Source organism: Leisingera sp. G5_S3_59_S7 (genome assembly GCF_054968485.1).
In genome coordinates, this window is record NZ_JBQKUH010000032.1 from 20,349 (window position 1) to 38,813 (window position 18,465).

At 62.6% G+C, this 18,465-nt stretch carries 26 protein-coding genes; all 26 read right to left on the bottom strand.

Features of this window, described 5'->3' with window-relative positions; all coding sequences use genetic code 11:
• Positions 1 to 59: 59 nt before the first annotated feature.
• The 26 genes from ACTRWG_RS14465 to ACTRWG_RS14590 all read right to left on the bottom strand — a co-directional run bounded on the left by ACTRWG_RS14465 (position 60) and on the right by ACTRWG_RS14590 (position 18,463).
• Entirely contained in the window at positions 60 to 1,139 is a 1,080-nt protein-coding gene (locus ACTRWG_RS14465; RefSeq protein WP_027235519.1) for a 3-deoxy-7-phosphoheptulonate synthase, read from the bottom strand.
• Positions 1,140 to 1,419: 280 nt separating this feature from the next.
• Complete coding sequence (locus tag ACTRWG_RS14470; RefSeq protein ID WP_036797263.1) at positions 1,420 to 3,825, bottom strand: CHASE3 domain-containing protein; 2,406 nt, start codon at positions 3,823 to 3,825, stop codon at positions 1,420 to 1,422.
• A 172-nt stretch (positions 3,826 to 3,997) separates the two neighbouring features.
• On the bottom strand, positions 3,998 to 4,426 hold the full coding sequence (rplQ, locus tag ACTRWG_RS14475; RefSeq protein WP_027235521.1) for a 50S ribosomal protein L17: 429 nt from the start codon (positions 4,424 to 4,426) through the stop codon (positions 3,998 to 4,000).
• Positions 4,427 to 4,562: 136 nt separating this feature from the next.
• Complete coding sequence (locus ACTRWG_RS14480; protein WP_027235522.1) at positions 4,563 to 5,579, bottom strand: DNA-directed RNA polymerase subunit alpha; 1,017 nt, start codon at positions 5,577 to 5,579, stop codon at positions 4,563 to 4,565.
• 113 nt (positions 5,580 to 5,692) lie between these two features.
• The gene (gene rpsK, locus ACTRWG_RS14485; RefSeq protein ID WP_027235523.1) at positions 5,693 to 6,082 is read right to left on the bottom strand and encodes a 30S ribosomal protein S11; all 390 of its coding nucleotides are present in this window, start codon (positions 6,080 to 6,082) and stop codon (positions 5,693 to 5,695) included.
• Between the two features lie 14 nt (positions 6,083 to 6,096).
• The gene (gene rpsM, locus ACTRWG_RS14490) at positions 6,097 to 6,465 is read right to left on the bottom strand and encodes a 30S ribosomal protein S13 (protein WP_008557298.1); all 369 of its coding nucleotides are present in this window, start codon (positions 6,463 to 6,465) and stop codon (positions 6,097 to 6,099) included.
• Positions 6,466 to 6,694: 229 nt separating this feature from the next.
• Positions 6,695 to 7,087 (bottom strand): hypothetical protein, encoded by a 393-nt coding sequence (locus tag ACTRWG_RS14495; protein WP_462829491.1) that lies wholly within the window; start codon positions 7,085 to 7,087, stop codon positions 6,695 to 6,697.
• 71 nt (positions 7,088 to 7,158) lie between these two features.
• Positions 7,159 to 7,806 carry an adenylate kinase gene (locus ACTRWG_RS14500; protein WP_462829492.1) on the bottom strand — a complete coding sequence of 216 codons (648 nt, stop codon included), beginning with the start codon at positions 7,804 to 7,806 and terminating at the stop codon, positions 7,159 to 7,161.
• Entirely contained in the window at positions 7,803 to 9,167 is a 1,365-nt protein-coding gene (secY, locus tag ACTRWG_RS14505; protein WP_027235526.1) for a preprotein translocase subunit SecY, read from the bottom strand. Before secY ends, ACTRWG_RS14500 begins: the two co-directional genes overlap by 4 nt.
• Positions 9,168 to 9,277: 110 nt before the next feature.
• Positions 9,278 to 9,748, bottom strand: a complete 471-nt coding sequence (rplO, locus tag ACTRWG_RS14510; protein ID WP_027235527.1) for a 50S ribosomal protein L15 — start codon at positions 9,746 to 9,748, stop codon at positions 9,278 to 9,280.
• 171 nt (positions 9,749 to 9,919) lie between these two features.
• Positions 9,920 to 10,393: a hypothetical protein gene (locus ACTRWG_RS14515; protein ID WP_154667766.1), complete on the bottom strand. Its 474-nt coding sequence runs from the start codon at positions 10,391 to 10,393 to the stop codon at positions 9,920 to 9,922.
• A gap of 608 nt (positions 10,394 to 11,001) precedes the next feature.
• Positions 11,002 to 11,217, bottom strand: a complete 216-nt coding sequence (locus ACTRWG_RS14520; RefSeq protein WP_027235529.1) for a DUF1127 domain-containing protein — start codon at positions 11,215 to 11,217, stop codon at positions 11,002 to 11,004.
• A gap of 262 nt (positions 11,218 to 11,479) precedes the next feature.
• Positions 11,480 to 11,692, bottom strand: a complete 213-nt coding sequence (locus ACTRWG_RS14525) for a DUF1127 domain-containing protein (protein WP_027235530.1) — start codon at positions 11,690 to 11,692, stop codon at positions 11,480 to 11,482.
• A 268-nt stretch (positions 11,693 to 11,960) separates the two neighbouring features.
• On the bottom strand, positions 11,961 to 12,887 hold the full coding sequence (locus ACTRWG_RS14530) for a hypothetical protein (RefSeq protein WP_027235531.1): 927 nt from the start codon (positions 12,885 to 12,887) through the stop codon (positions 11,961 to 11,963).
• A 176-nt stretch (positions 12,888 to 13,063) separates the two neighbouring features.
• A complete protein-coding gene (gene rpmD, locus ACTRWG_RS14535; RefSeq protein ID WP_008554849.1) occupies positions 13,064 to 13,252 on the bottom strand; it encodes a 50S ribosomal protein L30 in 189 nt (62 codons plus the stop codon).
• A 13-nt stretch (positions 13,253 to 13,265) separates the two neighbouring features.
• Positions 13,266 to 13,835: a 30S ribosomal protein S5 gene (gene rpsE / locus ACTRWG_RS14540; RefSeq protein ID WP_027235532.1), complete on the bottom strand. Its 570-nt coding sequence runs from the start codon at positions 13,833 to 13,835 to the stop codon at positions 13,266 to 13,268.
• A gap of 118 nt (positions 13,836 to 13,953) precedes the next feature.
• The gene (gene rplR, locus ACTRWG_RS14545; RefSeq protein WP_027235533.1) at positions 13,954 to 14,313 is read right to left on the bottom strand and encodes a 50S ribosomal protein L18; all 360 of its coding nucleotides are present in this window, start codon (positions 14,311 to 14,313) and stop codon (positions 13,954 to 13,956) included.
• Positions 14,314 to 14,324: 11 nt separating this feature from the next.
• On the bottom strand, positions 14,325 to 14,858 hold the full coding sequence (gene rplF / locus ACTRWG_RS14550; RefSeq protein WP_027235534.1) for a 50S ribosomal protein L6: 534 nt from the start codon (positions 14,856 to 14,858) through the stop codon (positions 14,325 to 14,327).
• Between the two features lie 12 nt (positions 14,859 to 14,870).
• A complete protein-coding gene (gene rpsH / locus ACTRWG_RS14555; RefSeq protein WP_027235535.1) occupies positions 14,871 to 15,263 on the bottom strand; it encodes a 30S ribosomal protein S8 in 393 nt (130 codons plus the stop codon).
• Between the two features lie 13 nt (positions 15,264 to 15,276).
• Positions 15,277 to 15,582 carry a 30S ribosomal protein S14 gene (gene rpsN / locus ACTRWG_RS14560; RefSeq protein WP_027235536.1) on the bottom strand — a complete coding sequence of 102 codons (306 nt, stop codon included), beginning with the start codon at positions 15,580 to 15,582 and terminating at the stop codon, positions 15,277 to 15,279.
• 19 nt (positions 15,583 to 15,601) lie between these two features.
• Positions 15,602 to 16,165 carry a 50S ribosomal protein L5 gene (rplE, locus tag ACTRWG_RS14565; protein ID WP_036797266.1) on the bottom strand — a complete coding sequence of 188 codons (564 nt, stop codon included), beginning with the start codon at positions 16,163 to 16,165 and terminating at the stop codon, positions 15,602 to 15,604.
• On the bottom strand, positions 16,165 to 16,470 hold the full coding sequence (gene rplX / locus ACTRWG_RS14570; RefSeq protein ID WP_027235538.1) for a 50S ribosomal protein L24: 306 nt from the start codon (positions 16,468 to 16,470) through the stop codon (positions 16,165 to 16,167). The genes rplE and rplX overlap by 1 nt, the downstream gene beginning before the upstream one ends.
• A 2-nt stretch (positions 16,471 to 16,472) precedes the next feature.
• Positions 16,473 to 16,841 carry a 50S ribosomal protein L14 gene (gene rplN, locus ACTRWG_RS14575; protein WP_005621870.1) on the bottom strand — a complete coding sequence of 123 codons (369 nt, stop codon included), beginning with the start codon at positions 16,839 to 16,841 and terminating at the stop codon, positions 16,473 to 16,475.
• A 100-nt stretch (positions 16,842 to 16,941) separates the two neighbouring features.
• On the bottom strand, positions 16,942 to 17,172 hold the full coding sequence (gene rpsQ / locus ACTRWG_RS14580) for a 30S ribosomal protein S17 (protein WP_008555996.1): 231 nt from the start codon (positions 17,170 to 17,172) through the stop codon (positions 16,942 to 16,944).
• A gap of 11 nt (positions 17,173 to 17,183) precedes the next feature.
• Positions 17,184 to 17,384: a 50S ribosomal protein L29 gene (rpmC, locus tag ACTRWG_RS14585; protein ID WP_008554543.1), complete on the bottom strand. Its 201-nt coding sequence runs from the start codon at positions 17,382 to 17,384 to the stop codon at positions 17,184 to 17,186.
• Positions 17,385 to 17,668: 284 nt separating this feature from the next.
• A complete protein-coding gene (locus ACTRWG_RS14590; RefSeq protein ID WP_462829493.1) occupies positions 17,669 to 18,463 on the bottom strand; it encodes an FkbM family methyltransferase in 795 nt (264 codons plus the stop codon).
• Positions 18,464 to 18,465 lie beyond the last annotated feature (2 nt).

An 18,465-nucleotide genomic window follows, 5' to 3' on the forward strand; every position in this document is an offset into this window, starting at 1 on the left:
CCCAAATACTCCCGGCCGGAGGCACGCGCCGCAAGGCGCGTCCCTTTGCGGCGCCGGCCTCAGGCCTCGGCCAGCTCGTCCTGTGCGGCGGCCGTGCGGCGCTTGGCAACCGCTGCGGCCAGATGCTCCAGCTCTGCCACAGTCTCCTCCCAGCCCAGGCAGCCGTCGGTGATCGACTGGCCGTAGGTCAGCTCCCCCTTGCCCAGATCCTGGCGGCCCGCCACCAGGTGGCTTTCGACCATCACGCCGGTGATGCGGCTGTCGCCCGCGGCGATCTGGCCCGCCACATCGCGCAGCACCGCAGGCTGGCGCATCGGGTCCTTGCCGCTGTTGGCGTGGCTGGCGTCGATCATCACATGGCCGCGGATGCCGTCCTTCTCCGCCAGCTTGCAGGCCGCATCGACAGAGGCCGCGTCATAGTTGGTGCCGCCGCCGCCGCGCAGGATCAGGTGGCCGTCAGGGTTGCCGCTGGTGGCCGCAATCGCCGCGCGGCCCGATTTGGCCAGCGCCATGAAATGATGCGGGTGCGCCGCCGAGCGCACCGCGTCCACTGCGATCTGCACATTGCCGCGGGTGCCGTTCTTAAAGCCCACGGGGCAGCTGAGGCCGGAGGCCATTTCGCGGTGGATCTGGCTTTCGGTGGTGCGGGCGCCGATGGCGGCCCAGGCCACAAGGTCAGAGATGTACTGCGGCACCGCGGTGTCCAGGAATTCGGTGCCGACCGGCAGGCCCAGGGCGTTGATGTCCAGGCACAGGCGGCGCGCCAGCCCCAGCCCTTCGTTGATGCGGAAGGAGCCGTCGAGGCCCGGATCGTTGATCAGCCCTTTCCAGCCGCTGATGGTGCGGGGTTTTTCGAAGTAGACCCGCATCACGATCTCCAGCTCACCGGCGAGCCGTTCGCGCAGCGGCGCCAGGCGGCGGGCATAGTCCATCGCCGCCTTGGGGTCGTGCACCGAACAGGGGCCGACGACCGCAATCACACGGTCGCTGCGGCCGTGCAGCACATCCTGAATGGCGGTGCGGCTGGCCAGCACGGTATCGGTCACTGTTGCCGTTGAAGGCAGCTGCGCGGCGAGATCCTCGGGCGAGATCAGTTCCTGCATACCGGTGATGCGGAGGTTTTCGGTCTGGGGTGTCATGGGTTTGCTTCCTTGGCGGGAGGCCCTGGGCGCTGCGGCGGATACAAAAAAACCGCCTGCGGGCTGCGGGCGGTTGGTGGTATCCTGGTGCGTTCCGATGTCCTAGCTCAGAATGCGCTGACCCCTCCGTCCGCCATGTGGCGCGGATAAAAGAAATACCAGAATGCGGCATAGGTCCGGGTCATGGACCGGACGCTAGCGGAGATTCGCGCCCCTGTCACCCCGGAAAATGGCAGCAGGCCCTCCACACGGAAGGGCCTGCTTTTTGTGCCGGCTCGGGTCAGAAATCCTGCCACAGATCGCGGGCAGCATTGCCCTCTGCCGGGGGCACGGCTGCGGCAGCAGGCGCCGGGCTGGCCTCGATCTCCCAGTCATCGCCGCCGTGGGCAGACGGCGCTGGTGCCGCCGGGGCCGCAGGCGCGGCGGTGCTGCCGTCCACCTGGAAGCGCGCCACCAGTTCGGCAAGCTTCACGGCGTCGGTGTTCAGCAAATGGCCTGCGGCGGTCGCCTCTTCGACCATCGCGGCGTTCTGCTGGGTCACCTGGTCCAGCTGGGTCACTCCGGTGTTGATCTCAAGCAGGCCGGTGGATTGCTCCGCCGCGCCCTCGGCAATCTCCGACACCAGCTGCGAGATGTGGCTCACCCGGCCGACGATGGACTGCAGCGCCTCGCCTGCGCGGCCGACCAGATCGACGCCTTCCGCCACCTGCCGCGAGCTGTCGCCGATCAGCGTCTTGATCTCCATCGCCGCATCCGAGGACCGCTGCGCCAGAGCGCGCACTTCGGAAGCGACCACCGCAAAGCCGCGGCCGGCCTCGCCCGCGCGGGCAGCCTCGACGCCTGCGTTGAGCGCCAAGAGGTTGGTCTGGAAGGCGATGTCGTCGATCACCGAGATGATCTGCGAGATCTTGTTGGAGCTGTCCTCGATGCCGCTCATGGCCGCCACCGCATCCTGCACCACCTCGCCGCTGCTTTCGGCCTCCTGCCGGGCCTCCCGCACCGTGGTTTCCACGTTGCGGGCGCCGTCGGCGGCGGAGCGCACGCTGGCGGTCAGCTCGTCGATGGCGGCAGCGGTCTCCTCCAGCGTCGCGGCCTGGCTTTCGGTGCGGTGCGACAGGTCGTCGGAGGCCTGGCTGATCTCAGCCGCGCCGTTGCGGATGCTGGACGCGGCGCCGATCACCTCCTGCACGGTGGCGGTGAGGTTGTCGATGGAGCCGTTGAAGTCCGCCCGCAGCTGTTCGTATTCCTCCGGGAATTCTTCCGCGATGCGGATGGTGAGGTCGCCGTGCGACAGGCGCGACAAGCGCTCGCTCAGCTCCCGGACCACCCCGGCCAGCTCAGCGTCCTTGCTTTGCGCCTTCTGCTGTTCGGCTTCTTGCATCCGCACCAGCTCATCGCGGAACTTCTCCAGCGCGCGGGCCATGTCGCCGACTTCGTCGCCGCGCTCCTGGCCGTGGATCTCGACTGCATTGTTGCCCTCGGCCAGGCCGCGCATCGACACCACGATGCGGCGGATGCCGGACGCGATTCCGGAGCTGGTGACCAGCGCCATCACCGCGCCGATCAGAATCGCCGCGCCGATCGCGGCTGGGATCATGATCCGGGTCTGTGCTGCGATCTCATCGCTGGCGGCGCGGCGGGCGGCCATGGTCTCAGCGCCGCGGGCCTGCAGCGAGGCCAGGGTTTCGCGGAAGCGGTCGAAGTACGCCTTGCCCTGCCCTTCGGCGACCCGGTCGGCCATGTCGTCCATGGTGGCGGCGCTGCCGATCACCCGGCGCAGCTGCAGCATCGGCACCACCACGTCATTGCGCCAGTTGCCGATGATCTCTGCCACCGTGTTCAGGCGGTTGGTCTGCATCAGCTTGTCGGTGAAAGCCAGGCGCAGGTCTGCGAGGATCTCGTTGAAGCGTTCGTTGCCTTCCATATAGGGGTCCAGAAACGCCCGGTCGCCCGCCAGAAGGAAGCCGCGCACGCCGGTTTCCATGTCGACGGCGGCGGCCAGCAGGTCCTTGGCGGTGCTGATCACCTCATGGGCTTTCTCCACTTCCTCCAGCGAGGCGCTCAGATAGTCCGGATCGGCAATCCCGGCATTGACCAGCGAGGAGAAAATGTTGCGGCGGTTGGCAAGCTCAACCTCCTCGTCCGCGATGATCTTGCCGACCTCGGCGCGGAACTCATCAAACAGGATCCGGCCCTGGGACTTTTTCACCGCGTCCGCCATGTCGTTCATGCTCATGGCGTCGCCGATTTCCCGGCGCAGCTCGATGGCACCGGCGGCCACATTCTCCTGCCAGCCGGTCAGAATCTGCTCCGCCTCCTGCAGGTCCGCCATCATTTGGGGATCATCCGCCGCCAGGGCCTTGAGCGCCGTCAGCGCTTCAGCCAGGTCCGCCTGGCCAGCCTCATAGGGTTCCAGAAACTTCTCCTGCCCTGCCAGCAGGTAGCCGCGCAGCCCGGCTTCCATGTCCAGCGCAGCCACAGCCAGCGATTGCGCCTCGCTGAGGATCCGGCCGGTGTGATCGACCGCCTTGGAGGTCTTCTCCATGCGGCCCAAGTCCACAACAGCCATCACGCCGACGCCAAGCACCAGCAGCAGGGGGAACAGGGCCACCGTAACGATTTTCGTTTTCGTACTGAGGTTTGCCAGTGAGAACCGCCTGGCTGCGGAAGTCTTCTTCTTTTTCATCACGTCCGATCCGGAGCTAAAGGGATGCGGCAGTGAAATCAGAATAAAATTACGAATCTCTTTCGCACAAAAAGTGAATCCTAAACATCCTGCGATTGTCGTCGCGTAACGAAAAACCCCCGCTCCAGGCGGAGCGGGGGCCAGACAGTTGAACCCAAGGGTTCAGCGCGTCTTATTCTTCAGCTTCTGCAGCTGCTTCTTCTGCTTCCAGGCGGGCCTTGTCGGCAGCGCCCTTGGCGGAAACGTCGCGGTCGACAAACTCGATGATCGCCATCGGAGCCATGTCGCCATAGCGGAAGCCGGCCTTCAGGACACGGACATAGCCGCCCTGACGGTCCTTGTAGCGCGGGCCCAGAACCTCGAACAGTTTCGCGACGTCCTTGTCCTCTTTCAGCTTGGCTGCGGCCTGACGGCGGGCGTGCAGGTCGCCGCGTTTCGCCAGGGTGATCAGTTTTTCAACGATCGGGCGCAGTTCTTTTGCTTTGGGCAGGGTCGTTTTGATCTGCTCATGCTCAATCAGCGAGCCGGCCATGTTGGAGAACAGGGCCTTGCGGTGCTCATGAGTACGGTTCAGGCGGCGGTAACCACGTGCGTGACGCATTTTTCAGTTCCTTGTCTTGCGTTTTGCTTTGTCAGGCGGCTGATGCGTGTCAGCCGCTCTCCTTGGGGCAGGTGCCCAGATCGTCCCCGGCAGTCCCGGGCATTGAAGAGGAGGGCCGGAGCCCTCCTCTGAAGTCTTAGAAGCTGTCTTCGAACTTCTTGGCCAGATCTTCGATGTTGTCCGGCGGCCAGTCCTCGACGTCCATGCCAAGGTGCAGGCCCATGCCCGACAGAACCTCTTTGATCTCGTTCAGCGACTTGCGGCCGAAGTTCGGGGTACGCAGCATCTCCGCCTCGGTCTTCTGGATCAGGTCGCCGATATAGACGATGTTGTCGTTCTTCAGGCAGTTTGCCGAACGCACCGACAGTTCCAGCTCGTCCACTTTCTTGAGCAGAAGCGGGTTGAACTCCAGACCATCGTCCTCGTCCTGGCGGCCAGCCGATTCCGGCTCGTCGAAGTTGACGAAGATCGACAGCTGATCCTGCAGGATGCGGGCGGCAAAGGCCACGGCGTCATCGGGGGTGATGGAGCCGTCGGTTTCCACCTTCATGGTCAGCTTGTCATAGTCCAGCACCTGGCCCTCACGGGTGGGCTGAACGTCATAGGAGACCTTCTTGACCGGCGAGTAGATCGCGTCGATCGGAATCAGGCCGATCGGTGCGTCTTCCGGCTTGTTCTTGTCTGCCGAGACATAGCCCTTGCCGGTGTTCACGGTCAGTTCCATGAACAGGTCGGCGCCATCGTCCAGGTGGCAGATCACGTGATCGCGGTTCAGAACCTCGATGCCTGCGGTCTCGGCAATGTCGCCTGCGGTGACGACCGCCGGGCCCTTGGCATTGATCGACAGCCGCTTGGGGCCTTCGACTTCCATGCGCAGGGAGACCTGCTTGAGGTTCAGGATGATGTCAGTGACGTCTTCACGCACACCGGCGACGCTGGAAAACTCGTGCAGCACGTTGTCGATCTGCACGCTGGTGATGGCCGCGCCTTGCAGCGAGCTCATCAGCACGCGGCGCAGCGCGTTGCCCAGGGTCAGGCCGAAACCGCGTTCCAGCGGCTCTGCAACAACGGTTGCCTGGCGTGCAGGATCGTTGCCCGGCTTCACTTCCAGCTGTGCCGGCTTGATCAGCTCTGCCCAGTTCTTGTGGATCATGCGTTCCCTCCATTCCTGTCCCTGCCCCATGTCCGGAAGGCCAAGGACGCCCGAGGTTTAAATGACGCACTGGGGCCCTGCGAATCAAGCGGGGCCCCAGCAAAAAATTCGGATTAGACGCGGCGGCGCTTCGGCGGGCGGCAGCCGTTGTGCGCGATCGGGGTCACATCACGGATCGAGGTGATGTTGAAACCGACAGCGGCCAGTGCGCGCAGCGCCGATTCACGGCCCGAACCGGGGCCCTGAACTTCGACTTCCAGAGTCTTCACACCGTGTTCCTGTGCCTTCTTGCCTGCATCTTCTGCAGCCATCTGAGCGGCATAGGGGGTCGACTTCCGCGAGCCTTTGAAGCCCATGGTGCCGGCCGACGACCAGGAGATCGCGTTGCCCTGCACGTCGGAGATCAGGATCTTGGTGTTGTTGAACGAAGAGTTCACGTGAGCAACGCCGGAGGCGATGTTCTTGCGCTCTTTACGCTTAATGCGGGATTTATCGCGTGCCATTGATCAAGCCTCCCTTACTTCTTCTTGCCGGCGATCGGCTTCGCCGGGCCCTTGCGGGTGCGGGCGTTGGTATGGGTACGCTGACCGCGGACCGGCAGGTTGCGGCGGTGGCGCAGGCCACGGTAGCAGCCGAGGTCCATCAGGCGCTTGATGTTCATCTGAACTTCACGGCGCAGGTCGCCTTCGACGGTGTAGTTGGCGTCGATGTGCTCGCGCACGGCCAGAACTTCAGCGTCGGACAGTTCGTTCACACGGCGGGTCGGGTCGATGCCAACGGCGTCGCAGATCGCTTTCGCCGAGGTGTTGCCGATACCGGTGATATAGGTGAGGGCGATGGGAACCCGCTTTGCAGTCGGGATGTTAACGCCGGCAATACGTGCCACGTGTCACTTTCCTTTTCGTTGCGGTTCCGTAGTTCCGGAACCTTTTTTCACAACACTTGACCGTGGCAGTGTGGCCAGAGGGTCCAGCATTTTGAGGTGGTAAGGCAGACAGACGAATCCGCCCGCCGGGAATCATTCCCAGAAGGGATGGGGTTGCCTATGTGGAATTGCCGCGGCGGTCAACCCCGTGATCCGCGAAAACGCCGCTAGGGGCGGCGGGCCCGCCCTGTCAGCTGGCGCAGGCATAGAATCGCAGCGGCTCCGCCTCGCCCATCCAGATGGATACAGTGCCGGGCTCCTCCGGGTCCAGAACAACCGTGAACAGCTGCGGGTAGTACTGCGGCCCCGGCAGCTCGCAGCGGCCCATGTGGTCGCTCACCCGGTGGCTGCTCCAATTCAGGCGGAGGGCTGGCTGGAAGCTGCAGAAATACTCCAGCGAGCTGAAGCCGGAGCCGTCCAGGATCAGACCGCCGTCCGCGGCATAGTCCAAAATCCCGTCCTCGCTGATCAGCACCCGGTCGCAGGCGGCGGCATCATCGAGATAGAGCTGCTCCGCGGACAGCGGGCCGGCCAGGGCAACTGCGGCCAGCACGGCGGGAACTTTGGCAAAATGAGCGGTCATGGGAGCCTCTGAAAAGGAAAATGCCCCGCGCTTATGCAGCACGGGGCACTTCTATCCGGTAAACGGGCGGCTTATTCACCCATGATCCAGGCCATGCTCTTGCGCACGTCCTCGATCGAGGCGAGGCCGTCCAGACGCTGGAGGTTGCCCTTGGCATAATAGTAGCCGATCAGCGGCGAGGTCTTTTTGTAGTATTCCATCAGGCGGGTCTTGAGGCTGTCCTCATTGTCGTCCGCCCGGCGCTTGACCTCGGTGGAACCGCAATTGGCGCATTTGCCGTCCGCGGGCCAGGGCTTGGTCTGGTCGTGGTAGACCTCGCCGCAGCCGCCGCAGGTGGAGCGGCCGGTGATGCGGGCGACCAGCGCGTCATCATCGACCTGCATCTCGATCACGGCGTCGAGTTTCAGGTCCATCTCGTCCAGCAGCTTGGCCAGCGCGTCGGCCTGGGCCAGGGTGCGCGGGAAGCCGTCGAAGATAAAACCGCCCTCGGCGCCGCCCTGCAGCTTCTCGCGGATCAGGCCGATCACGATCTGGTCGGTGACCAGCTTGCCCTCGGCCATGATGGCGGCAACCTTCTTGCCCATTTCGGTGCCCGAGGTCTGGGCCTCGCGCAGCATGTCACCGGTGCTGAGCTGCACCATGCCGCGGCTTTCCACAAGGTAGCGCGCCTGCGTACCTTTGCCCGCCCCCGGCGGGCCAAGGAGAATAATGTTGGTCATCGGCGAGAGGGTCCCCGTTTTGTCCGTTTCTTGTTGCGCCCGCGCAGCTGGCTCTTTTCGATAAGGCCCTCATACTGATGCGCGAGGAGGTGGCTTTGCACCTGCTGGATTGTGTCCATGGTGACGGATACCACAATCAGAACGGACGTGCCGCCAAAATATACCGGGATGGCGAATTGGCCGCGGAGGACCTCCGGCAGCAGGCAGACCAGCGCCAGATAAGCCGAACCAAGAACCAGCACGCGGTTGACCACATACTCGATGTATTCCGCGGTTTTCTTGCCCGGGCGGATGCCGGGGACAAAGCCGTTCTGGTTCTTCAGGTTGTTCGCCACGTCATCCGGTTTGAAGGAGACGTTGAAGGTGTAGAAATAGGCAAAGAACACGATCATCGCGACGAAGAACAGCAGGTACAGCGGCTGACCGGGGCCGAAGTTGGCCAAGAGCCAGGACATCACCGGACCGGTTGCCGCGCCCGAGGAGAACGCCGAGATGGTGGTCGGCAGCAACAGCAGCGAGGAGGCGAAGATCGCCGGGATCACGCCCGCCGGGTTCACCTTGACCGGCAGGTGCGACGATCCGCCGTCATAAACCTTCATGCCGACCTGGCGGCGCGGGTACTGGATGTGGATCTTGCGCAGCGCGCGCTCCATGAACACCACGAACATGATCACCGCAACCACCATCAGGATCACGCCGATGATCACCGCGGGGCTGATCGCGCCGGAGCGGCCGGAGGCAAAGAACTGGGCGATGGCTGCCGGAACCTCGGCGATGATGCCGACGAAGATGATCAGCGAGATGCCGTTGCCGATGCCGCGCTGGGTGATCTGCTCGCCCAGCCACATCAGGAACATGGTGCCGCCGACCAGGGTGATCATGCAGGCCATGCGGAAATACATGCCCGGATCGGTCGCCAGGTCGCCCTGCTCCAGCGACACGGCCAGGCCATAGGCCTGCGCGGTCGCCAGCAGCACGGTGCCGTAGCGGGTGTACTGGTTGATCTTCTTGCGGCCCTGCTCGCCCTCTTTCTTGAGCTGCTCAAGCGAGGGCACCATCGAGGTCAGAAGCTGAACGATAATGGAGGCGGAGATATAGGGCATGATGCCGAGGGCAAAGATCCCCATCCGGCCAAGCGCGCCGCCGGTGAACATCGACACCATGCCGCCGATGCCCTGGCCTGCCTGCTCCATGAACTGGCGCAGGGCGGCTGCGTCGATGCCCGGAACCGGAATAAAGGTGCCCAGGCGGTAGACAATCAAAAGGCCGATGGTGAACAGGATGCGGTTGCGCAGATCCGTGGCCTTGCCAAGGGCAGCCCAGCTGGTGTTCGCCGCCATTTGTTCTGCTGCTGATACCATGAAAAGGTCTCTTCTTTAGCGAAACGCCGCCCGGAACCGTTTTCCGGCTCGGGCGGCGTTCTAGGAAAACTCAGGTCTATGTAAGCGGCATTGGCGCCGCTCACAAGCCGTTACTCTGCGGCGGCTGCAGTTGCCACAGTCAGAGCGCCGCCAGCCTTTGCCACAGCGTCAACGGCAGCTGCCGATGCACCGGTGACGGAGATGGTGGCTTTGGAGGTGATTTCGCCTTTGGCCAGGACGCGGACGCCGTCCAGCTTGCGGCGCACCAGGCCGGATGCGACCAGCGAATCCTCGGTGATGTCGGCTGCGTCCAGCTTGCCTGCGTCGATGAACTTCTGGATCAGGCCCAGGTTCACAACGGCGTATGCCTTGCGGTTCGGCTTGTTGAAGCCGCGCTTGGGCAGACGCTGGTACAGCGGCATCTGGCCGCCTTCGTAGCCATTGATCGAGACGCCCGAACGGGATTTCTGGCCTTTGATACCACGGCCGCCCATTTTGCCTTTGCCGGAACCCGGGCCACGGGCCACACGGGTGCGTTTCTTGGCGGCGCCGGGATTGTCGCGAAGTTCGTGAAGTTTCATGTCGCTTCTCCTTGCCGGATGCGGGCCCCGAAGCGTGATGGCCCGACCGCGGCTTTTCTTGATTGGTGATTCCGTGGCGCAGAACGCCACCGGGTGCCTATAGACCTGTTGGGGAGCGGGATCAAGTGTCGGCGTTCACTACTGATCTGAACACAAAGAACTCAAGATGCATTAAACGTTATTTATTTCTTTGCCTTGAGTTCGAAGTTCTTCGATCGCTTGGTTCAACAGAGTGTGAAAGTGTTCCACGATAGACGTCGTCGCAACTAGTTGCTCGTCTACTGCCAGACTTTGCCTGTGTAGCAGTGCAATTACCTCGTCCCATTTTTGAAGGGCCGCGAAGGAAGAACCGGCAGATATAGTCGCGTTGCTGTTTATGACTGTTTGCTTACCAACAACTATGTCTTGCTCCAGTTTGTCAAAGTACTCCTCACAACTGTGCAATGCGTCAACCTCATTAGGCATATAGGTCATGAGAGTATTGACGAGTTTTATACGCTCAAACTTTTGAAAGCTGTCCAATCGAAGAAGCTTTGCTTCAACCTCAGCGTTCAGTCGAAATGCTTCGGAACGGCGGTCACTGACTATCTCTGAACGCCTAGCACCTAGTCCTAAAGCCGTCAGTAAACCTGAAAGAAAGTCCATCGGAATACCAAGATTGCAAACTATCAGGTGAATTATGCCCTTCGAACAAAGGGAACTCTACCGGTTTTGTCCAACGAATCTCACTACCCCGCCAGGACCCCTGCCCTGCCGGTTGCGTGTCGCGTTGCCTGTCTGTGTCCGCTCCGTCAAGGGCCGTCCGTTAAAGGGTGGCGGCGCCGCCGGGGTGGAGATCGGATGGGGATGACCCCATGCGAATACGCGTATCGCGCGCTCCGGGTGCCAAACCGGAGCCCAGTTCCAGGTGCCGGGGGTGTCAGGCCCGGCGGGTGATCATGACCGGGGTTGATCCTGCCAGACCCGGGTTAAAGCCCCGTAGGCGGTGCGTACGGTGGGTGCGCAACGGGCTTGTCAGGGATACATCAATCGATGTCCCCGAACTGTTCACAGAGGGCAGAGCCCGAACCGAGGGTTGGGCGAGGAGCGCCCGCCCCGTGGGGGCGGTTTGGGCGCTGCCCGGCTTGCCGCCGGGCGGTGACATTTTCGAGCTTGCCCGCTGAACAAACAAATACGCCCCCGCCGGGATGGCAGGGGCGCTTTTGGGCCGGGCTTTCGGAGAGGGAGGAGGATCCGTCAGCCGGCCAGGGAGATCACTTGCCGTAGACGTGCTCGCGGGCGGCGCCGGGGATGGCGCAGCGGCTGAGGCCGATGTCGGCCAGATCGCGGCTGGACAGGGCGCGCAGTTCGCGCACGGTGCGCTGGTACTCGCGGCGCAGCTTCCAGTTCTGGATCAGGCCGGCAGCCACGCCGCGCAGGCGGACGGAAAACCCGGTAGAAGCAGGGGCGGAGAGAGTTGAATAAGCCATTGTTCTTGTTCCTTCGCATCGGTTCCGGAACGTGCTTCCGGTGCGGTGCTTGATCTGTTCGTCTGAAGTGATGGGGACATAAGGATGCCCCTGGGCGTGCGCAACGGCTGCTTTGGTCTGGCAGATATGCAGCCGCCGCATAGCACATTCGCGTGAGGGCTCTTGCCCCCCTTGGCAAAAGAAAGCGCTCCCGCCCGACAGGGCAGGAGCGCTTTGGCCCGGGCAAGAAGAGGAGGAGGAGAAGAGCGCCCGGGCGGGAGAGTTACTTGCCGTAAACGTGCTGATGCGCGATGTCGGCGATATCGCTGCGGCGCACGCCGATGTCGGCCAGCTCATGATCGGAGAGCCGGTCCAGTTCGTTGTAGGTGCGCTGGAACTCGCGGTGCAGCGCCCAGGCTTCCAGCACGCCCTCGGCGGTGCGGCGGATACGGGCGGTCAGGCTGAGCGTCGGTGCGGCGGAGATAACATGTGCCATCTTGTAGATCCTTGTCTCTTGGGCCGGGCCTATTCCCGGCGGTCCGTTGTTTGGTCTTTTCTGTGACAGGCCTGAGATAGGAAGAACCGTTGGCGATAACAATTGCCTGATCGGACTGCCCGCTATGCACATGCTGCAAGGGGCTTTGGGGCGGATAACCGCCCTGCCCCGGGCAAACCTGGAAAACGAACGTATGGGGGGCGCCCGGAAAGCGGGCTGGTCCGCCAAGCAAGCCAAGCGCCTCTCAAGGCGAGGGGCACTGGGGGTATTACGCTTCCGCCGCAGGGCGCAAAACGGTCCGGAGCAGCGACAATGCCCCCCAAAGCAGGAAGACCGGCAAGACGAGCATCCGGAGCGTGAAGATGCCGATGATCGTCAGGGAAGAGCGCAGTATCGTGTCGGCTTCCTCCACGAAGACCTGCGCGGCGTCCAGATACCGGCCGCTTTGCTCAAAAACACCGCTCACGCTGTCTCCGGCTTCGCTGATCCGGCTGCTCAGCCAACCCAGCACCCCTGCATCTCCCTCCTCTGCCGGAGACGCCGCCTCTGCCTCAGCCGCCTCTGCGCCGATGAGGAAATTCGCCTCCTGCGCGACGGCATCAAGCTCAGCCATGGCAGCGCTCATCTGCGCCGCAGTGGCCTGCTCTCCGACCCACACAGCCAGCACGAACACCGCGGGGATGGCAAAGCCGACCGCAATGCCCACGGTGATCGCCTTGTTGCAAAGCGGTCTCACTGTCCTGGCAAGCGCGGAACTGCGGCCGAAGGAGAGCCGGCCCAGCAGCGCGGCGCCGAGCACCACGAGGCCAACCGACACCACCGGCGCCAGACCCACAGCGGCAAGCGCGGCGCCGGCCGCCACGAGAAACACGGCATCGGCCACGCGCTCCACCGTGTCATCGACGGGTTCCAGCACCTTCAGCGGCTGCAGGCTTGCCTGCCCGACAACCGAGGCGCCCACCTCGATCTCCTGCGCCGTGGACAGCGCGGCGTTGATTGCCCGGAGCGACACATACACCGTCACCGCTGAGGCCGCGATATTCTCCGCTGTCCGCTCCGAGACAGTGGCAAGCGGGTTCCAATCGCTGCGCCCGGACAGGCCAAGGACGCCGGTGAGCAGAAAGAGCAGGCCTGCCATCAGGCCAAAGGCGGTGCGGGCGCGTTTTCTCGGGACATCGCGGGACGGGTCGGTCATTGCTGGTTCGCTGCCTATGCCGGGACGGATCTGCAAACGCATACCATGCAAAGGCCGCGGCACAACACGTCCGCTTCGCCTCTGACCGGACAAACAGGGCGTGCCGCGGCGCCCCGAAACGAAAAACGCCCCCGGTTTCCCGGAGGCGTTTTCCAAAGTCTGATACCGAAAAGGGCTTAGCCGCGCTCTTCGATGATCTGAACCAGGTGCGGGATCGATTCGACCATGCCGCGGACCGAAGGAGTGTCCTCCAGCTCACGGGTCTTGTGCATCTTGTTCAGGCCCAGGCCAACCAGGGTTGCGCGCTGCTTGGCGGGGCGGCGGATCGGCGAGCCGATCTGCTTGACGACGATGGTTTTTGCCATGTCTCTCTACTCCTTACGCTTCAGCTTCGGCAGCTGCCGGTGCGTCGTCCCGCTTGGGCAGGATGTCAGCAACCTTTTTGCCGCGGCGCTGAGCCACCGAGCGCGGGCTCTGCTCTTTCTGCAGGCCGTTCAGGGTGGCGCGGATCATGTTGTAGGGGTTCTGCGAGCCGATCGACTTGGAGACCACGTCCTTGATGCCCAGCATCTCGAACACGGCACGCATCGGACCACCTGCGATGATACCGGTACCTTCCGGTGCGGTGCGCATCACAACTTTGCCTGCGCCGTGACGGCCGGCCATGTCGTGGTGCAGGGTGCGGCCTTCTTTCAGCGGCACACGGATCATCTGGCGCTTGGCCTGCTCGGTTGCCTTACGGATCGCCTCGGGCACTTCTTTCGCCTTGCCCTTGCCAAAGCCCACGCGGCCTTTCTGGTCGCCTACGACAACCAGGGCTGCGAAGCCAAAGCGCTTGCCGCCTTTGACGGTTTTCGACACGCGGTTGATCGCGACCAGACGATCTGCGAATTCCGGTGTTTCTTCACGGTCGCGGCGCGGGCCGCGGCGGTTTTCACGTTCTGCCATCAGGCATTCCTTTCATAGGGCGCTCAGGCGCCTGTTTGTCCGATCCTTGGTGAGGGTCCGGCGTCAGGCCGGCCTCCCGGATCATCGGGGCGGCCCCGAAAGGCCGCCCGCATGGGATTTAGATCTTCAGGCCGCCTTCACGCGCAGCGTCGGCCAGAGCCTTCACTTTGCCGTGGAACAGGAAGCCACCGCGGTCGAAGTAGGCTTCGGTCACGCCGGCCGCTTTTGCGCGCTCGGCGATCGCTGCGCCAACCTTGGCTGCTGCTTCGACGTTGTTCTTGCCGACAACGCCCAGATCTTTTTCCAGGGTCGAAGCGGAGGCCACGGTCACGCCGCGCAGGTCGTCGATCAGCTGAACAGAGATGTTCTTGTTCGAACGGTGCACGGACAGACGCGGACGGCCTGCGTTCACTTTGCGAAGCTTGTTCCGGACGCGCAGCCGGCGCTTCAGAAACAGGGTACGTTTGCTGTTTGCCATTTTGCTGGTCCTTACTTCTTCTTGCCTTCCTTGCGGAAGATGAACTCGCCCTTGTAGCGGATGCCCTTGCCTTTGTACGGCTCGGGACGGCGCCAGTCGCGGATTTTCGCCGCCACTTCGCCCACCTGCTGCTGGTCGATACCTTCCACAACGATTTCGGTCTGCTTCGGCGCGGTAATGGTGATACCTTCCGGAGCAACGAAGTCGACATCGTGGCTGTAGCCCAGGTTCAGCTTCAGGGTGTTACCCTGCATCTGCGCCCGGTAACCCACACCCTGGATCTCAAGCTCTTTCTTGAAGCCCTGGGTCACGCCGGTCACGAGGTTGGCCACCTGAGTGCGGGACATGCCCCACTGCTGACGGGCACGCTTGGACTTGCCGCGCGGCTCGATGGTGACAACGTTGTCGTTCACGGACAGGGTGACGTCGTCGGTTGCGGTAAAGCTGCGGGCGCCTTTCGGGCCTTTCACTTCGATGGTCTGGCCGGACACAGAGGCGGATACGCCGCTGGGCAGTTCGACCGGTTTCTTACCAATACGGGACATTGCGAGGCCTCCTTAGAAGACGGTGCAAAGCACTTCGCCGCCAACGTTGGCTGCGCGTGCGCTTGCGTCCGACATCACACCCTTGGGGGTGGAGACAATCGACACGCCCAGGCCCTGACGGACCGACGGGATGTCATTGACGCCCATGTAAACGCGGCGGCCGGGCTTGGAAACCCGCTTGAGCTCGCGAATGACAGGTTCGCCGTCGAAGTATTTCAGGCTGATTTCGATGGCCGGGTGGCCATTTTCACCAGTGGTCTTCTCATAACCGCGGATGTAGCCCTCGTCCGCCAGCACGTCCAGCACCCATGCCCGCAGCTTGGAAGCCGGGGTCATGACGGTGGATTTGCCGCGCATCTGAGAGTTACGGATACGGGTGAGCATATCGCCGATAGGATCGTTCATACCACTCTCTCCCTTACCAGCTCGATTTCACCAGGCCGGGGATCTGACCAGCAGACCCCAGCTCGCGCAGCGCGATACGGCTGATCTTCAGCTTACGGTAGTAAGCGTGCGGACGGCCGGTCAGCTGGCAGCGGTTGTGCAAACGGCTCGGGGCCGAGTTGCGCGGCAGTTTCGCCAGTTTCAGACGCGCCTTGAAGCGCTCTTCCATCGGGCGGCTTTCGTCATTCGCGATCTCTTTCAGCTCGGCGCGCTTTGCGGCGTATTTTGCCACCAGGCGCTCGCGCTTCTTCTCGCGTTCGATCATGCTTTTCTTAGCCATGGTCTCTTCCTTCCCGCGCTTAGCTGTTGAAGGGCATGTTGAAAGCTTTCAACAGCGCCTTTGCTTCCGCGTCGGTTTTCGCGGTGGTGGCGATCACGATGTCCATGCCCCAGGGCTCATCGATTTTGTCGAAATCGATTTCCGGGAACACGATGTGCTCTTTCAGGCCCATGGCATAGTTGCCGCGGCCGTCAAACGAGGTGCCCGAAACGCCGCGGAAGTCGCGGATACGGGGCATCGCAATGGTGATCAGACGATCCAGGAATTCGTACATCCGGTCGCCGCGCAGGGTCACCTTGGCACCCATCGGCATGCCTTCGCGAACGCGGAAGCCGGCGATGGAGTTCTTTGCCACGGTGGTCAGAGCTTTCTGGCCCGCGATGAGGGTCAGGTCGGCCTGAGCGGATTTGGCTTTCTTGCTGTCTTTGACAGCCGCGCGGCCGCAGCCGATGTTCAGAACGATTTTCTCCAGCTTGGGGAGCATCATGTCGTTCTTGTAGCCGAATTCCTCTTTCAGAGCGCCACGGATGGTCTCTTTGTAGAGGGTCTTCAGGCGCGGGGTGTAGGTTGCAGCGTCAAGCATCAGACAGTCTCCCCGGTGGTCTTGGCGAAGCGCACCTTCTTACCGTCTTCCTCGCGGAAGCCGACACGGGTTGCTTTGCCGTTGCTGTCCAGCAGTGCCAGGTTCGACAGGTCGATCGGCAGTGCCTTGGGCAGACGGCCGCCCTGGCTGTTTTGGGTCTGGCGAGTGTGGCGGATCGCCATGTTCACGCCTTCGACAACGGCTTTGCCGGCCTTCGGGTCAACGGAGGCGATGGTGCCTTCTTTGCCCTTGTCCTTGCCGGCCAGCACGACGACCTTGTCGCCTTTACGGAGTTTAGCAGCCATGATTACAGCACCTCCGGAGCCAGCGAGATGATCTTCATGAAGTTCTTCGCGCGCAGTTCACGAACAACCGGGCCAAAGATACGGGTACCGACCGGCTCGTTGTTGTTGTTCAGGATAACGGCTGCGTTCCGGTCAAAACGGATCGCGGTGCCGTCTTCGCGGCGGACTTCTTTGGCGGTGCGCACGACAACGGCCTTACGGACGTCGCCTTTTTTCACGCGGCCGCGCGGGATGGCTTCCTTGACCGAGACGACGATGATGTCGCCTACGGATGCGTATTTACGCTTGGAGCCACCCAGAACCTTGATGCACTGAACTCGGCGGGCGCCGGAGTTGTCAGCTACATCCAGATTTGTTTGCATCTGGATCATGTGGTTTCTCCCGACCTTTGGGGCAGCGATGCGTGCTGTGATCCCCCAGGGTTTCGACTTTGCTGTTCAGCCCAGTCGCCAGGAGTCTCGGATGAGACTCTTAGGCTTCCAGAACTTCCCAGCGTTTCGTTTTCGATTTCGGCGCGCATTCGATGATGCGTACGGTGTCGCCGACCTTGAAAGCGTTCTTTTCATCGTGAGCCCGGTACTTCTTGGACTTACGGATGGTTTTCTTCAGAACCGGGTGCGTGAAGCGGCGTTCAACCGAGACGGTGACGGTCTGGGCGTTTGCGTCGCTGGTCACAACGCCTTGCAGGATACGTTTGGGCATTGTGTCGCTCCTTATTCGGCTGCTGCTGCAGCTTTTTCGTTCAGGATGGTCTTCACTTTGGCAGCATTGCGGCGGGCCGCTTTGATGCCGGCAGTGTTTTCCAGCTGACCGGTCGCCTGCTGAAAGCGCAGGTTGAAGCTCTCTTTTTTCAGGGATGCGAGCATATCGCGGAGTTCATCCACGGTCTTCTCGCGCAGATCATTGGCGTTCATCGCCTTTGTTCCTTGTCCAAAGCACCAGAAGGCCCCTGACGGGTCACCTTTTTACCTGGTGGGTTATGTCAAACCGCGCCGGAAAGCGCGGAAAAAAGAATCACTTGGCCCGGATCCAACGCGGATTGGGGACAAGCGATGGGTCCCTATAATGGAGACCGGGTGCGGGGGCAAGGGAAAGATTGGCCGCCGCACCAGGGCAGCCGGCGCAGTCCGGCGCCCCTGCCCGGCCAGGCGGGCGCCGCGTGCCGGTTGCAGGCTCAGCCGGCCTCGGCCCTGGCCGGTCAGCCGGCCTTGACCGGGCTGTCCTGAGGCACGAACCAGTCGTCATAGCCGGACGCCCCGGCAGCGACGTTCCTGTAGCCGTTCTGCTCCAGCAGCGCCCTGATCTCCGCCCTCTGCTCGGTGTAATTGTGCTCCACCGTAATGGCATTGAACCGGTATTTGCTGAAATCGAACGCCTTCAGAATATCCAGTTCGCTGCCCTCGGTATCAACCGACAGGAAATCAATCTCCCGCGGGGCGCCGTGCCGGTCGAGCATATCCAGCAGCGAAACGGTTTTGACCGGATAGCTTATCGCCTTGCGCCGGCTTCTTGAGTGCAGGTCCGCTTCGCTGAAATCCGAGATCGTCGACAGCTCCGCCGCGCCGGTCTCCTTGAATTCCAGCTCCGCCCCGGTTTCCTTCCAGACGCAATCGAACTCAACCTCGCAGGAGCGGTTGCGGCGCAGGTCCTCGTGCCAGCACTTTGCGGGCTCGGCCACGATGCCGGTCCAGCCGAACTCCTTTTCCAGCACATAGGTGTTGCTGATGGATTTGCCGTTGGTGGCCCCGAACTCGACGAAATACCCGCCCCGCTTGAAGCCATTGGCGACCAGAGCGAATACGTCCTGGCTTGCCTGGGACTGCCAACCGGCGCTGGCGCCGTTGAGATTGGCGAGCAGGAAATCCCGGAAGGCGTCCCCCTCAGCCGCCTTGCGGCGGCTTTCCTCCAGCTGGTTCTGCAGGCCCTTGTACTTGGACGCACTGCTTACGTGGAGGCCGATTGCATGAAGCGCGCTTCGAATCTTGGGATGCATTA